This is a genomic window from Streptomyces sp. NPDC004721 (assembly GCF_053601495.1).
The window spans coordinates 183,078-196,888 of the sequence record NZ_JBSGBZ010000005.1 but is presented as its reverse complement, the minus strand read 5'-3'; the positions used below and the strand labels follow the sequence as shown (position 1 = coordinate 196,888).

Annotated in this window: 16 protein-coding genes, 3 tRNA genes and 1 pseudogene; 6 read left to right on the top strand and 14 right to left on the bottom strand. The window is 69.9% G+C overall.

All coding sequences use genetic code 11. From position 1 onward, the window contains the following. Positions 1–114: 114 nt before the first annotated feature. Positions 115–1,146, top strand: coding sequence for an adenosine deaminase (locus tag ACWEK3_RS06465; protein ID WP_450542560.1), 1,032 nt, complete (start codon positions 115–117; stop codon positions 1,144–1,146). A gap of 25 nt (positions 1,147–1,171) precedes the next feature. On the opposite strand, the gene ACWEK3_RS06460 is transcribed toward ACWEK3_RS06465, so the two are convergent. The 7 genes from ACWEK3_RS06460 to ACWEK3_RS06430 all read right to left on the bottom strand — a co-directional run bounded on the left by ACWEK3_RS06460 (position 1,172) and on the right by ACWEK3_RS06430 (position 4,515). Beyond that, complete coding sequence (locus ACWEK3_RS06460; protein WP_453249072.1) at positions 1,172–1,885, bottom strand: DsbA family protein; 714 nt, start codon at positions 1,883–1,885, stop codon at positions 1,172–1,174. Positions 1,886–1,913: 28 nt separating this feature from the next. Further along, positions 1,914–2,969 (bottom strand): UDP-N-acetylmuramate dehydrogenase, encoded by a 1,056-nt coding sequence (locus ACWEK3_RS06455; RefSeq protein WP_384432281.1) that lies wholly within the window; start codon positions 2,967–2,969, stop codon positions 1,914–1,916. Positions 2,970–3,035: 66 nt separating this feature from the next. After that, on the bottom strand, positions 3,036–3,464 hold the full coding sequence (locus ACWEK3_RS06450) for a MaoC family dehydratase (RefSeq protein WP_453249071.1): 429 nt from the start codon (positions 3,462–3,464) through the stop codon (positions 3,036–3,038). Positions 3,465–3,472: 8 nt separating this feature from the next. After that, positions 3,473–3,925: a MaoC family dehydratase N-terminal domain-containing protein gene (locus tag ACWEK3_RS06445; RefSeq protein WP_361427345.1), complete on the bottom strand. Its 453-nt coding sequence runs from the start codon at positions 3,923–3,925 to the stop codon at positions 3,473–3,475. A gap of 144 nt (positions 3,926–4,069) precedes the next feature. After that, complete coding sequence (rpmG, locus tag ACWEK3_RS06440; protein ID WP_003948671.1) at positions 4,070–4,234, bottom strand: 50S ribosomal protein L33; 165 nt, start codon at positions 4,232–4,234, stop codon at positions 4,070–4,072. A gap of 89 nt (positions 4,235–4,323) precedes the next feature. Next, positions 4,324–4,396: transfer RNA gene (locus tag ACWEK3_RS06435), tRNA-Met, on the bottom strand. A 46-nt stretch (positions 4,397–4,442) separates the two neighbouring features. Next, a tRNA-Thr gene (locus ACWEK3_RS06430) sits at positions 4,443–4,515 on the bottom strand. 230 nt (positions 4,516–4,745) lie between these two features. Here ACWEK3_RS06430 and ACWEK3_RS06425 point away from each other — a divergent pair. After that, positions 4,746–6,008: an amidohydrolase family protein gene (locus ACWEK3_RS06425; RefSeq protein ID WP_450542554.1), complete on the top strand. Its 1,263-nt coding sequence runs from the start codon at positions 4,746–4,748 to the stop codon at positions 6,006–6,008. Positions 6,009–6,129: 121 nt separating this feature from the next. Next, entirely contained in the window at positions 6,130–6,786 is a 657-nt protein-coding gene (locus ACWEK3_RS06420) for an SDR family oxidoreductase (protein WP_453249070.1), read from the top strand. Between the two features lie 34 nt (positions 6,787–6,820). Here ACWEK3_RS06420 and ACWEK3_RS06415 read toward each other — a convergent pair whose 3' ends face one another. Further along, entirely contained in the window at positions 6,821–7,033 is a 213-nt protein-coding gene (locus ACWEK3_RS06415) for a hypothetical protein (protein ID WP_450542551.1), read from the bottom strand. A gap of 437 nt (positions 7,034–7,470) precedes the next feature. Here ACWEK3_RS06415 and ACWEK3_RS06410 point away from each other — a divergent pair, with 437 nt between their 5' ends. Next, positions 7,471–8,988 carry an FAD-binding oxidoreductase gene (locus tag ACWEK3_RS06410; RefSeq protein ID WP_450542549.1) on the top strand — a complete coding sequence of 506 codons (1,518 nt, stop codon included), beginning with the start codon at positions 7,471–7,473 and terminating at the stop codon, positions 8,986–8,988. 286 nt (positions 8,989–9,274) lie between these two features. Here the strand turns inward: ACWEK3_RS06410 and ACWEK3_RS06405 are convergent, their stop codons facing one another. Then, a complete protein-coding gene (locus tag ACWEK3_RS06405) occupies positions 9,275–9,625 on the bottom strand; it encodes a hypothetical protein (RefSeq protein ID WP_450542547.1) in 351 nt (116 codons plus the stop codon). A gap of 30 nt (positions 9,626–9,655) precedes the next feature. Between ACWEK3_RS06405 and ACWEK3_RS06400 the strand changes: the two genes are divergently transcribed. Together ACWEK3_RS06400 and ACWEK3_RS06395 are read left to right on the top strand one after the other, a co-directional pair. Then, on the top strand, positions 9,656–9,973 hold the full coding sequence (locus ACWEK3_RS06400) for a hypothetical protein (protein WP_453249069.1): 318 nt from the start codon (positions 9,656–9,658) through the stop codon (positions 9,971–9,973). 402 nt (positions 9,974–10,375) lie between these two features. Then, complete coding sequence (locus tag ACWEK3_RS06395) at positions 10,376–10,663, top strand: hypothetical protein (protein ID WP_450542543.1); 288 nt, start codon at positions 10,376–10,378, stop codon at positions 10,661–10,663. A 355-nt stretch (positions 10,664–11,018) separates the two neighbouring features. Here ACWEK3_RS06395 and ACWEK3_RS06390 read toward each other — a convergent pair. The 5 genes and pseudogenes from ACWEK3_RS06390 to ACWEK3_RS06370 all read right to left on the bottom strand — a co-directional run. Next, positions 11,019–11,095, bottom strand: a tRNA-Met gene (locus ACWEK3_RS06390). A gap of 366 nt (positions 11,096–11,461) precedes the next feature. Then, positions 11,462–12,133, bottom strand: a complete 672-nt coding sequence (locus ACWEK3_RS06385) for a tyrosine-type recombinase/integrase (protein ID WP_453249068.1) — start codon at positions 12,131–12,133, stop codon at positions 11,462–11,464. Then, entirely contained in the window at positions 12,054–12,683 is a 630-nt protein-coding gene (locus tag ACWEK3_RS06380) for a tyrosine-type recombinase/integrase (protein ID WP_453249067.1), read from the bottom strand. The genes ACWEK3_RS06385 and ACWEK3_RS06380 overlap by 80 nt, the downstream gene beginning before the upstream one ends. Beyond that, positions 12,683–12,895 (bottom strand): helix-turn-helix domain-containing protein, encoded by a 213-nt coding sequence (locus ACWEK3_RS06375; RefSeq protein ID WP_141359410.1) that lies wholly within the window; start codon positions 12,893–12,895, stop codon positions 12,683–12,685. The genes ACWEK3_RS06380 and ACWEK3_RS06375 overlap by 1 nt, the downstream gene beginning before the upstream one ends. Then, positions 12,895–13,797 (bottom strand): annotated as a pseudogene (locus ACWEK3_RS06370) (replication initiator); the annotation flags it as partial. The pseudogene ACWEK3_RS06370 and the gene ACWEK3_RS06375, both read right to left, overlap by 1 nt. Positions 13,798–13,811 lie beyond the last annotated feature (14 nt).

The window sequence follows — 13,811 nt, the reverse complement described above, 5'->3', positions numbered from 1 at the left end:
CGCTCGCGGACTGCTCACGTGAGTAGTCCGCGAGCGCCCCTTCATTTGTGCGAGCAAGACCACGAATGGGGAAACGACTACCGGGGCACGGGGAACGTGCGGCACCATCCAGGAATGGAGCGTGTACGTGATCTCTCTGAGCTGCCGAAAGCCCATCTGCACCTGCACTTCACCGGGTCGATGCGGCCCACCACCCTGCTGGAGCTGGCCGACAAGCACGGCGTACGACTGCCCGACGCGCTGACGGCGGCCCTGGTCAGCGGGGAGCCGCCGCGGCTGCGGGCGACGGACGAGCGCGGCTGGTTCCGCTTCCAGCGGCTGTACGACGCGGCGCGCTCCTGCCTGCGAGAGCCGGAGGACATCCGGCGGCTGGTGCGGGAGGCCGCCGAGGAGGACGTCAGGGACGGCTCGGGATGGCTGGAGATCCAGGTCGACCCGACCTCGTACGCACCGCGCCTGGGCGGGCTGATCCCGGCGCTGGAGATCATCCTGGACGCGGTGGAGACGGCGTCGCGCGAGACGGGCCTCGGGATGCGGGTCCTGGTCGCCGCGAACCGTATGAAGCACCCCCTGGACGCGCGTACCCTGGCCCGCCTCGCGGTGCGCTACCGGGATCGCGGCGTGGTCGGCTTCGGTCTGTCGAACGACGAACGCCGGGGCATGGCCCGGGACTTCGACCGGGCCTTCGCGATCGCCCGGGACGGCGGCCTGTTCGCGGCCCCGCACGGCGGCGAGCTGACCGGCCCCGCCTCGGTCCGCGACTGCCTGGACGACCTCCGGGCCCACCGGGTGGGGCACGGGGTGCGCGCGGCCGAGGACCCGCGGCTGCTGAGCCGCCTGGCCGACCGGGGCGTGACCTGCGAGGTGTGCCCGGCTTCGAACGTGGCCCTCGGCGTGTACGACAAGCCCGAGGACGTCCCCCTGCGCCGGCTGTACGAGGCGGGCGTCCCGATGGCCCTGGGCGCCGACGACCCGCTGCTCTTCGGCTCCCGGCTGGCGGCGCAGTACGAGATCGCCCGCCGCCACCACTCCTTCACGGACGCCGAACTGGCGGAACTGGCCCGCCAGTCGATCCGCGCGTCGGCGGCCCCCGAGGACGAGCGCGCGAAGCTGCTGTCGGGGGTCGACGACTGGCTGGCGAACTGACCGACGGGCGCGGAGGGCTCGCCGGTCAGGACCGGGCCATGGCGCCGATCACCATGGGCAGCGTCTCCTTGTCGAAGATGCCGCCGGCCAGGGACCCGCTGACGGTCCTGCCGTCCACCTTCATGGTGGGCGTGCCGGTCACCCCCGACGCGTCGAAGGCCTCCGCGGAGGCGGCCACGAAGTCGCGGTGCTTCATGCCCTTGACCGCCGCGTCGAACTCCTCGCCGCGCAGGCCCGGGACCCTGGAGGCCATGTCCAGCAGGAAGGCGTCGGTGTAGCCGTCGACCTTCTCCTCGGGCTGGTGCGCGAAGAGCACCTCGTGGTACTCGGCGAACCTGCCCGCGTCCAGGGCGGCCCGCAGGGCGTTGGCGGCCTTCTTGGAGCCCTCGCCGCCGAGCCCGTCGTCGAGGAACGAGGCCAGCGTGTACTCGGCCCTCACCTCGCCGGACAGGATCAGCTCGCGCAGGCCCTCGCCGCCGCCCTGGGTCTCGAACTCCGCGCAGACCGGGCAGCGCAGGTCCTCGTACAGGTGGACGACGGTCCGCGCGCCGCGGGATCCCACGCGGACGGTGGTGCCGTCCGGCGCGAGCGTCTCGTCGATGTCCCCCACGCTTGTGTAGGACGCCACCGCTTCCGGCTCCCCGCCTCCGGCCGGTGCGGCGCCCTTGCCGCATCCCGTGGCGAGCACGCCCGCCAGTACGGCGGCGGCCACAGCCAATATCGCACGTCGTTCCCGCATGGTCTTCCCCTCCCCATGTGCCCTGCGGCTACAGGCTCACGCCGACCGTCACCGGCTCGTTGACCAGGGTGATGCCGAAGGCCTCGCGGACCCCGGCCACCACCTCGCGGGCCAGCGCGAGCAGGTCCTCCGTGGTCGCGGCGCCGCGGTTGGTGAGGGCGAGGGTGTGCTTGGTGGAGATGCGGGCCGGTCCGGTGCCGTAGCCCTTGGTGAAGCCCGCCTTGTCGATCAGCCAGGCCGCGGAGGTCTTGGTGTGCCCCTGCCCTGCCGGATAGGCGGGGGGCTCGACGCCGTCGCCGAGCCGCTCCCGCACACGTGTGCGGAACACGGCGAAGCCGGCGTCCGTGAGGATCGGGTTGGTGAAGAAGGAGCCGGCGGACCAGGTGTCGTGGTCCTCGGGGTCCAGCACCATGCCCTTCCCGGCCCGCAGCTTCAGCACGGTCTCGCGGGCGGTGGCGAGCGGTACCCGGTCGCCCGCCTCCACGCCGAGGACGCGGGCGGTCTCGGCGTACTTGACCGGCGCCGACAGCCCGTCCGCGTCCTCCAGCCCGAAGCGGACGCGCAGGACGACGTACCGCTCGGGGTCGGCCTTGAAGCGGCTGTGCCGGTAGGAGAACGCGCAGTCCTCGTTGGCCAGGGTCACCGTGCGGCCCGCCCGGCGGTCGTAGGCGACGACCTCGGTGATCGTCGAGGACACCTCCTGGCCGTACGCGCCCACGTTCTGGATCGGGGTGGCGCCCGCGGAGCCGGGGATGCCGGACAGGCACTCGACGCCGGCGAGCCCGGCCTCGACGGTGCGCGCGACCGCGTCCGTCCACACCTCTCCGGCGGCCAGTTCCAGCGTCGTACCGCTGAGTTCGAAGCCGCGGGTGGCGATGCGCAGCGCGGTGCCGTCGAAGCCCTTGTCGCCGATGACCAGGTTGGAGCCGCCGCCGATGACCAGCAGCGGTGTGCCGTGGGCGTCGGCCTCGCGGACGGCGTCGATCACCTCGGCGTCGGTGGTCGCGGTGATCAGCCGGGTCGCGGGGCCGCCCAGCCGGAAGGTGGTCAGCGGGGCGAGGGGCGCGTCGTGGAGTTCCTGCACGCGCCCAAGACTACGAGACCCCGCGGACGGTCCCGCACCTCGGCGAGTGCGGGACCGCGGTGGCCGTCAGGCCAGGCGTACGACGGCCCGGGACATCCCGAGGATCTTCTGCCCGTTGCTCATGGCGGTCAGGTCGACCCGCACGGTGTTGTCGTCGAGCTTGGCCGCGACCTTGCCGGAGACCTCGATCACGGCCCCCTCGTCGTCGTTCGGGACGACGACGGGCTTGGTGAAGCGGACGCCGTACTCGACGACGGCGCCGGGGTCGCCCGTCCAGTCGGTGACCACGCGGATCGCCTCGGCCATGGTGAACATGCCGTGCGCGATCACGTCCGGGAGCCCGACCTCCTTGGCGAACTTCTCGTTCCAGTGGATGGGGTTGAAGTCCCCGGAGGCGCCCGCGTACTGGACGAGGGTGGCCCGGGTCACGGGGAAGGTCTGGGCCGTCAGCTCGGTGCCGACCTCGACGTCGTCGTAGGCGATCTTCGCCGTCATCGGTTTCCTCACGCCTCCTCGGCCGCGCGGGCCACGAGCTTGGTCCAGGCGGTCACGACGTGCTCGCCCACCTCGTCGTGCACCTCGCCGCGGATGTCCAGGACGTCGTTGCCGGCCAGGGACTTGATCGACTCGATGGTGGAGGTGACGGTGAGCCGGTCGCCGGCGCGCACGGGCCGGGTGTAGGCGAACTTCTGGTCGCCGTGCACCACGCGGCTGTAGTCCAGGCCGAGCTGCGGGTCCTGGACGACCTGTCCGGCGGCCTTGAAGGTGATCGCGAAGACGAAGGTCGGCGGGGCGATCACATCGGGGTGGCCGAGCTCCTTGGCGGCTTCCGGGTCCGTGTACGCCGGGTTGGCGTCGCCCACCGCCTCCGCGAACTCACGGATCTTCTCCCGGCCCACCTCGTAGGGGTCGGTGGGCGGGTAGGACCGCCCCACGAAGGACTGGTCGAGCGCCATGGCTCGGCACCTCCTGGTGTCGCTGGGGTTTTACGTAGCCCGGCGTGCGGCCCGGCTTTCACCGGGCTCCCGCTGGGCTTTCGCACATGAAACAACATGAGGCCGCCCCCGTGGTGCGGGGGCGGCCTCATGTCTGAGTTTTGATCAGCGCGTCTCGCGGTGCGCGGTGTGCGCGTTGCAACGCGGGCAGTGCTTCTTCATCTCGAGCCGGTCGGGGTTGTTCCGCCGGTTCTTCTTGGTGATGTAGTTCCGCTCCTTGCACTCCACGCAGGCCAGCGTGATCTTCGGGCGGACGTCGGTGGCAGCCACGTGAGTGCTCCTTGACGAACGGGTAGGCTATTTCAACGCAAGAAAGAGTAGCCGATCGAAGGACCGACCCCGCAATCGGCTACTGTGAGTAGCGGTGACCGGACTTGAACCGGTGACACAGCGATTATGAGCCGCTTGCTCTACCGACTGAGCTACACCGCTGCGATGCGATCGGGCCCCGCCTTGCGGCGGGTACCTCTCACACCAGAGCCCCAAAACGGAATCGAACCGTTGACCTTCTCCTTACCATGGAGACGCTCTGCCGACTGAGCTATTGGGGCGAGCGAGGAAGACATTACACGCTCTGCGGCCGTTCACCCAAATCCGTTTCCCGGCACCGTCCCCGGTCCCGCGGCCACACCGGTACGACTATTGCGCTCCTCCCTCGTCCGGCCCGGCGGCCACCCTAGGCTCGACTCACTCTGCGTGATCTTGCGTGGCCCGCGCGGCCTCACGGTCCGCGCCCCGAACGTGTCCCGAACCCGTTGTCGCCCTGCGTACCTGGAGTGCGATGCCCCCCGGACAGCCGCCACCCCCCTCGTCCTCCTCGCCGGGTCCGTCCGGACGGACGGACCCGGACGGGCTGCTGCTGTGCGGGGCCCGGCTGACCGACGGGCGGACCGTGGACGTACGGCTGGCCGGTGAGCGCATCGAGGCGGTCGGCACCGCCGGCAGCCTCGGCGCGGGCGACCCGCGGGGCGGCGCGCCGCGCGTCGACCTCAGCGGCTACCTGCTCCTGCCGGCCCCGGCCGAGCCCCACGCCCACGCCGACACGGCCCTGACCGGCGACAGCGGCGGACCGGTGTCGTACGAGCCGGAGGACGTCCAGCGCCGCACCACCGAGGCCGCGCTGCTGCAACTGGGCCACGGCGCGACGACCGTGCGCGCACACGTACGCGTGGGGGACGTCCAGGGGCTCGGCGTCCTGACGGCGGTCCTGCGGGCCCGGCGGTCGCTGCGCGGGCTCACCGAACTGACGACGGTGGCGGTACCGCGCGTGCTGACCGGGGCGGCCGGCGCGGACGGCCTGGCGATACTGCGGGACTCGCTCAAGATGGGCGCCTGCGTCGTGGGCGGCTGCCCCGACGTGGACCCCGACCCGACGGGCTACGTCGAGGCGGTCCTCGAGGTCGCCTCCGAACACGGCTGCCCGGTCGACCTGCACACCGACGGCGCCGACCCGGCCCGCCTGGCGCGCATCGCGGCGATGGCGGGCGGGCTGCGCCCGGGAGTGACGCTGGGCCCGTGCGGCGGCCTTGCCCGGCTGCCCGCCGGGGCGGCCGAGCGGGCCGCGGACCAGCTGGCCGCGGCCGGGGTGAGGGTGGTGTGCCTGCCGCAGGGCTGCTGCGGCGGCGCCGAGGGACACGGGACGGCGCCGGTGCGGTTGCTGCGGGCGGCCGGGGTCCGGGTGGCCGCGGGCAGCGGCGCCCTGCGGGACGTGTCGAACCCGGTGGGGCGCGGCGACCCGCTGGAGGCCGCGTACCTGCTGGCCTCGCGGCACGGGCTGTGCCCCGAGGAGGCCTACGACGCGGTGAGCGCGTCCGCCCGCACGGTGCTCGGTCTGCCCGAGGTGCGGGTGGAGGCGGGTTTCCCCGCCGAGCTGCTCGCGGTGCGCGGCGACCGGCTCGCGGGGGCGCTGTCGCTCGCGTACAGCCGGATCGTGGTGCACCGGGGGCGCGTGGTGGCACGCACCAGCGCGGTGCGGGAGTTCTGCGACTCCGCCGCCACGGTGGAGCTGGGGCTGCCTCGGCAGGGGCGGGGGGAGTTGTCCTGACGGTCCGAGCGGCAGGGCGGCGGCAGCGCTTCCGGGGGCGTGCGGGACACGGCGGAGCGCGCCCCGGGGCATGGCCGAAGTCGTGCGGCGGATACGGCCGTCCGGGCGTACGGTCGGAAGCATGCGCATTGTCATCGCTGGTGGTCATGGTCAGATCGCGCTGCGACTGGAGCGGCTGCTCGCCGCGCGCGGGGACGAGGTGGCGGGCATCGTCCGCCGTGCCGAGCAGAGCGAGGACCTGCGGGCGGCCGGCGCCGAACCGGTCGTGCTCGACCTGGAGTCGGCGTCCGTCGAGGAGGTCGCGCAGCTGCTGCGGGGCGCCGACGCGGCGGTGTTCGCGGCGGGCGCGGGCCCGGGCAGCGGAGCGGCGCGCAAGGACACGGTGGACAAGGGCGCGGCGGTGCTGTTCGCGGACGCGGCGGTACGCGCGGGCGTGCGCCGCCATCTGGTCGTGTCCTCGATGGGCGCGGACGTGGCGCACAAGGGCGACGAGGTCTTCGACGTCTATCTGCGCGCCAAGGGCGAGGCGGACGACCACGTCCGCCGTCAGGAGGCCCTGGACTGGACGATCCTGCGCCCCGGCTCGCTGACCAACGACGCCGGCACCGGCCAGGTGCGCCTGGAGGCCCACACCGGCCGCGGCATGATCCCGCGCGACGACGTGGCCGCCGTACTGGCCGAACTGGTGGAGACCCCGGCCACGGCCGGCCTGACCCTCGAACTCGTCAGCGGCTCGGCACCGGTGTCGGTGGCGGTGAAGTCGGTGGCGGGCAACTGAGCACGTCCGAGGGCCTTCCGGCACCGGCGACCGCTCAGAACAAGGGCATCTGCCCGGGACACCCCGGAACGGCATAGCCGTCCAACGCCGGCTGCGCGGCGCCGAGTTGCGCCATCCGGCGCGATCCGGCGCAGGAGGTCAGCCCGCCGCTCGCCCGGGTCCCGGGCGGATCGTGCCGCGCGAACCGCCCGGCGACCACGGCGATCTCCCGACGGCACACGGGGCAGAGTCTGCGACGCGAGGACATGGCCCCAGTGTGCACGGCACCACCGACACCGGCCCCGCGCCCACACGCGAAAACCCCCTCCGGCCTGCCGTATAGGCTGATCAGAGGGGGTCCTTCCCAAAGTGGCGGCGCCAGGATCCGAACCTGGGAAGGCTGAGCCGGCAGATTGACAGCGGGTTCCCCTCAACACCGCTCACCTGCGGCTTCTCCATTGCTGGACACCCCTGGGGCACACCTGGGGGAAGAGACCCCGAGAACACCGCTTCAGGAGTTCGATCACGGCCCCCATGATGCCGTGATGTGGCTCTGTGGTGCCTCTGCACTCGGCCGTCGAGATCGTCTGAGGTTGCGAGCGTGTCGAGACCGTTTACCATGATCGCCCTTGCTAACGTCCGCTTCGCATAAATGGTCCATAAAGGACCGATTTGCACCCCCTGGTGGGCGAGAGGACACGGACCATGAACGACTTTTCCCGTCGCGGGCTGCTCAAGACGACGGTGGCCGCAGGTGCCGGCGCGGTCGTCATGCCGGCCGTCGCGGCAGCCGAAGCCCCCGGTGCGAGTGCCGTGACCGAGTCCTCCGTGAGCGGGGCGCACGGGGCGAAGTGCCGGCCGGCGAAGCTGACCGGCCGCATCGTCCGCCCCGACGATCCCGGGTACACGGACGCGCGCCTCGGCTGGGACCAGCTCTTCTCTCACTATCCGCTGGTGATCGTCTTCGCTCAGAACACCCAGGACGTGGTCAACGCCCTGACGTGGGCGCGGCAGAACGACGTCGCGCTGCGGATCCGGAGCGGCCGCCACAGCCTTGAGGGCTGGTCGAACGTCGACAGCGGCCTCGTGATCGACATCAGCGAGCTGAAGTCGGTCCACATCGACAGAGCCGCTCGTGTCGCGACGGTCGGCTCCGGACTCAACCAGTTGGAAGCGGTGACCACGCTCGCGAAGCAGAACTTCGCGGTGACGACCGGTACCGAAGGCAGCGTGGGCCTGGCCGGCGCGACGCTCGGGGGCGGCCTCGGCTTCCTCACCCGCTGGCTCGGCATGGCCTGCGACAGCCTGATCGGCGCCGAGGTCGTCGTCGCGGAAGGCGACGAGTGCGCCAAGGTGATCAAGGCCGATCTGAACCACAACTCGGATCTGCTCTGGGCGCTGCGCGGAGCGGGCAACGGCAACTTCGGAATCGTCACCTCACTCACCTACAAAGTGGCCCCGCTGAAGAGCGTCACGTATGTGCAGGCCACATGGGATGGACGCGTGGACCTGCGCTACCTGCGTAGGATCTTCGAGGCTTATCAGCGCACTGCGCCGTACACCGACAACCGCCTCGGCACCCAACTCGAACTTCACCGGAACCAGATCCTGCTGTTCGCGGTCCTCGCGGAAGGAACACCCGCGGAGGCGAAAAAGCTGCTGGCCCCGATCCTGTCGATCGACAGCCCCAAGGTTTCGACGCAGGTAGGAAACTGGGGCGACGTGTATGCGGGATTCCAGACCCCGATCGAGGTCGAACCCGCGAACTGGAAGTTCTACTCGCAGTTCGCCAAGAAGCCGTTCCCGACCAAGGCGATCGACGTGATCTCCTCGTTCGTGAAGGACGCCCCCACGGACGACAGCAACTACTTCGTTCAGGCGTTCGGGGGCGCGGTCAGGAAGAGCCCCCGCGGCGGCACGGCCTTCCCGCACCGCGACGCGCTCTTCTACGCCGAGCCCGGCGTCGGTTGGGGCGAGCGCAGCGACCAGCCGGGCATCTGCGACCCGCTCACCCCGCAGGCGCAGGCTTGGATCGCCGAATTCAGCCAGGCACTGCGCCCCTACGTGGACGGCGCCTACGTCAACGTGCCGAACATCGGCATGCAGGACTGGGAGACCGCTTACTGGGGATCCAACTTCGGCCGACTGCGCAGGATCAAGGCAGATTACGACCCCCGCAACGTCTTCCAGTACGACCAGAGCATCCCGCCCGCGTCCCGCTGACCGAGCACGGCCTGAGCCCCCTCCCGCCTGAGAGCGCGGTGAGGGGGCTCAGTCATGACCTATCCGTCCTGAACCTCTCGCCCGACAGTCGCTGGGAAACGGCAGCCAGGGCTCGTGCTTGGTCCGGATGTCGCGGCGGCGAACGCGATCTGGGGATGGGCTGCGAGCGCACGGCCCACCGTGTCCAGGGCCGAGGGTGCGGTGGTGAAATCGAGCTCACCTACGGCGACTGGAGCCCACCTGCTCTTCCTTTAATCCGCCTATCGCTCGTGCCCGGGTAATCCGTCTATCGCTCGTGCCCGGGCCAGTATCCCGCCGATGCGCGGATCCGGTCGCCCGCCGGTAACTCAGCGTGGATGCTCGGCCGGACCTCCACGATGGCGTCGGCGTCCTCCTGGTCGCCCTCCTCGTCGCGCCAGAGGTAGACCCGCACGTGCTTCGCCCTGTGAAGGCCGCACACCTTCCACTCGGTCATCAGGTCGGCGACGACGAGGGAAAGTGCGTACTGGGGGCCCTCGCTCGAATCGTCGGCGGTGATCGTGCCCCGCCACCGTTCGGGGTCGCTGCCGTAGGGGCGCCATCCCTCCGAGCCGTGCGGCTCGAACACCCGGTACACCCAGTCCGTCTCGGTGCCCATAACACCGATCCTGTCACTGCAAGGGGCACCATGCGCCGCATCAGATCCACCCTCGCCGAGAGCGGGTCGACCGGCTACAACGACTGCCCCGATGTCTTTGAGCCGGGCGACGGGTCCTTCTTCGTCATCGGCAAGGTGCCTGCCGCCGGGCAGGCGCCGGCTGCCGAGCAGCGGCGCGCGATGGGCGCCTCCATCGGCGCCAACGAGCGGATGGTGATCCCGCCACGCGACTGCATGCTGCACGCCGTGAAGCAGCGGGGTTCCGGGTCCAAAAGCAGCGGCGGCAGGCGGGGGCATACGCTTCAAGAAGGGGCGTACATGCAGGAAGAGGCGTGCGTGGAGGCGTAGTGGCACACGGGCCCCAGAACTCCGGTGACCGCTTGTGCAACCTCAACACGCCCGCAGGAGGTACGCCATGGATCATGAACCCTTGCCCTCCCCAGACCATGCTGAGGTGCGCATCATCGCAGCAACGCCAGAGGTCGCCCGTCGCGTCGCACAAGTACTGCGTTGGTGCTTCTCCTCGACCGAACAACGCAGCTACCCAGCCGGCCGCGGAGGGGCGACCCGTCTCCACCTCACCATTGACACCGCTCATACCGCGCAGTCCGCACAGTCCTGGCTGACCTCGAGCGCATCATCCTTCGCGGAACACGATCCCAGCGACGAGGTGTGACCGGACGGTGAGAACTCGAAGCCGCCACCCCATCATCGCCCGCACCGTCGGCCAAAAGCCCTGGAGCGACAGCCATGACGACACTCCGTGAACGCAAGGCCTACCGCAAAGCGGTTCTCCGATCTCTGTACGGGGCCGTCGAATGCAATCGCCCCGACGTCAGTGGAGCGACACTCCGCGACGAGCTCCACGTACCCGACGAAGATCTCACCGCGGCCTGCGCCTTCCTCGTCGGCGAAGGACTGATCACCGTCGAATGGACATCGCACAACACCCCCGCCACCCTCTCACTGACTCACGACGGCATCCGCATCATGGAGGAGGAAGAAGAGTCAGAATCGACTACTCAGGGTGACCGATAAAGGGATCGTCCTCGAATGTTTGGCTGCCGCTGGCCATCCACCCTCGTCCAGATCAGGTTTCGCAGTGGTCGGTGGTTGCACAGGCCTTCGCCGGCGCTAATGTCCGCTCAGTGCGCCGGGCCCCACTTCGGGTTGGGGTCGTACTCGTTAGCCTCCGCCTTTTGCCCTCGATGGCGTAGAAGACGATCAGGACGATCGCGCCGAACGGGATGAAGGTGAGCAGGAATTCAATGTGCCCAGCCCTTCACGCGGAGCGGGGTGCTGCTTGCGTAGGAGGGCCGACGCTGGAGGCCCCGTTGGGCAAACCGAAGCTGCAGGCGCATGCGGAAGGGCCCGGAGACCGGGCCCTTCCATGTGGTAGCGGGGACAGGATTTGAACCTGCGACCTCTGGGTTATGAGCCCAGCGAGCTACCGAGCTGCTCCACCCCGCGTCGGCACCAGCAACAGTACACGCCGGGGAGGGCAGGGTGCGTTCAGGGCAGCCGCGGACGATGTTCTCTGCCTGAGGCCCCTTCTGGCCCTGCGTCACGTCGAAGGTCACTGGCGCCCTGCTCTCGTAGAACGGGGCCCGACTAGGGTCAGTTGCCGGCGCCCCTGCGGGGGGGGGCGACGGCGGGGTGCTGCTGCTCCCCGCACCCGCGGGGATGGTCCCTCCCTGCTACGGCCTGCGGGTTCCCCTCGCCCTGGCGCTATGGGGGGATGGGGGACTCGCTGTGGCGCCTCGCAGAGGGTCTGTCGCCCACGGGGGATTTACAGACTCTGGCGAACGATCACGCCTGCCGGAGCATCAGCGCAGGTCAGCCGCTCTGATCACTTGCCCCTTGACTGTCTTCCCTGCCGTCGTGCAACGTCCGTGCCACATCACCCTTGGGCCGCTTGGCGCTCTTGGCCTTTCCGGCACGCGCCCGCTTGGCCTTCTCGTGTTCGGCGTTGAGTTGCTTGGCGATCTCGGCATCCTGGCCATCGCGCGACCGTGCGTAGTGCCGAGTCGTGACGCTCGCATTGGCGTGCCCAAGGCGCTTGGCCGCAGCCATGACGCCATGCCGGTCGGCCACCTGGGAGGCATGCGTAGCCCGCAGGTCCTGCGGGGTCACGTCCTTGAGCCCGGCACGGTCAACGGCCTTGTCGAAGTGCGTACGGCGCCAGGAGTTGTACCGAACCGGGCGCCCGGTACGGCCGAGGAACAGCAGCGCTTCCGGATCGTCGGCCACCTTCGTGGACAGGTGCTGTCGCAGCTCCGTGACCAGGTACGCGGGCAGCGTCAGAGGCCGCTTCTGATGCGACTTGGGAGTGTCGAAGAACAACTGTCCGCCGTCCTCCGCCAACGCCTCATCCACCCAGATCAAGCCGTTGACCAGGTCGACATCCTTCCGACGCAGTGCGAACGCCTCACCGATCCGGACCGGCGTAGGCGAGGAGCTTGACCAGGAGGTCGTGCGGCGGGTTGAGGTTCGAGGCCATGCGCTCAATCTCGCGCGTGCTCAGGATGTGCGGTTCCGTCTCGGGGAGACGCGGCAGCTTGATCCCCCGGCATGGCGTGACCGCGATCAGGTCATTGTCGACAGCCGACGCGAAGACCTGGGAGAGCACCCGGTACGCCGTGCGGGCACGCGAGGCGCTGAGCCCCGCTTTTTGGAGTCCGCCAAGCCACTCCTTGACGTGGATCGGACGCACCGCCGACAGTTCGTAGCCGCCCATCCTCGGATTGATCCACAGACGGAGCAGCCCCGCATACAGGGTCACGGTCCGCCGCTTGAGATGCGGGGACGCCGAGTCGAACCAGCGCTTGGCCCACTCTTCCACGGTGATCTTTCCAGCGCTTGGATCACGGAACGACCCCTTGAGGATCTCCGCCTCAGTAGTCGTGAGCCAGACGTCAGCGTCGGTCTTGGTGGCGAAGGTGTTCGGCGCAGACCGCAGGACGCCGGATGCGGGATCACGGTAGCGCGCCTGCCAGCGACCGGACTTGAGTTGCCGGACAGCACCAAAGCGCCGGCGCTTGCCTCGGTTGTTCGGCATCAGGCCACCGCCTTCAACCGCAACCGGGAGGGCCGGACCGGCTCAACCGTGTTGGTCTCGATGTACGCCGCTACCGCGCTCTCTGGGATGCGGACGTGTCGGCCGACCTTCACGAAGGTGATCCGGCGCTCCTCGATGAGCCGCCGTGGGAAGCGGACGGTTGTCCCGAGGAGTTCGGCCACCTGTTGCACGGTGAGAAGCCGCTCAGCCATCACCAATCTCCCTCCCCTTCCAGATCGGCCAAGTCGGCCAGTGCTTCACGTGCTGTCTCCCGGTTCAGTCGGATGTCCTTTGCGATCGAGGCGGCGAGCCAGGATTCGCCGGGGGTGTGGCCCTGTCCGGCGTAGGTCCAGTGGGCGAGCACGAGCGTGGAGCCCTCCGTGTCGTCGAGGTCTTCGGAGAACCCGTGTTCGTGGCGTTCCTGCCGGGCGCGGTAGTCGGCCCGCACCTGGCGCAGCGCGCCGAGGGTGGTCGAGTACCGGCGCGACTTGGTGGAGAAGTGCCCGCGGAAGCCGAGCATGTGAGCCCAGCGCCACAGCAGCCGTTCCGGGTAGGCGTCATCGAGCGCCCAGCACGCTTCGATCAGTCGTCGCGTGTGCGCGGGTAAGGACAGCTTGTCGAGTTCGGCCAGCTCCCCGATGCGGCGGTCAACGGTGCCGGTGGTCTCGGCGGCTTTGGTGGCGTACTTGGCGACGTAGGAGGCAACGGCCTGTTCGGTCAGTTCCTCGTGGCCCAGGGCGCCGGTGGCCTGTCCGTCGACCTGGGAGCCCCAGCGCAGGACGCGAGCCGGGAAGTCACCGGCCGCAGGCACCGGCACCGCGATACGGGCAGCGGCGGCCCGGATCGCCTCATCCAGGAGAGCCACAGTGGCCCAGGACGGCGGAGCGGTGTCGGGGCCGTCCGGACCGTCGAACCGCACCACGGCATGGAAGTGCACGGCCCCACGCTTTTGGAATTCGGCGACCTTGCCGAAGGAGACCCGACACACCTCCTTGAGCGCCGTCTGTGTCAGGCCCGCTCGGGCGGCGATCTCACGGCGCAGGTAGATGGTGAAGCGGCGCCACAGGTCCCCGGCATGGTTGTTCCACAGCACCGACCCGGCGTAGTCGTCTCTGGGCCGTGCGGGGG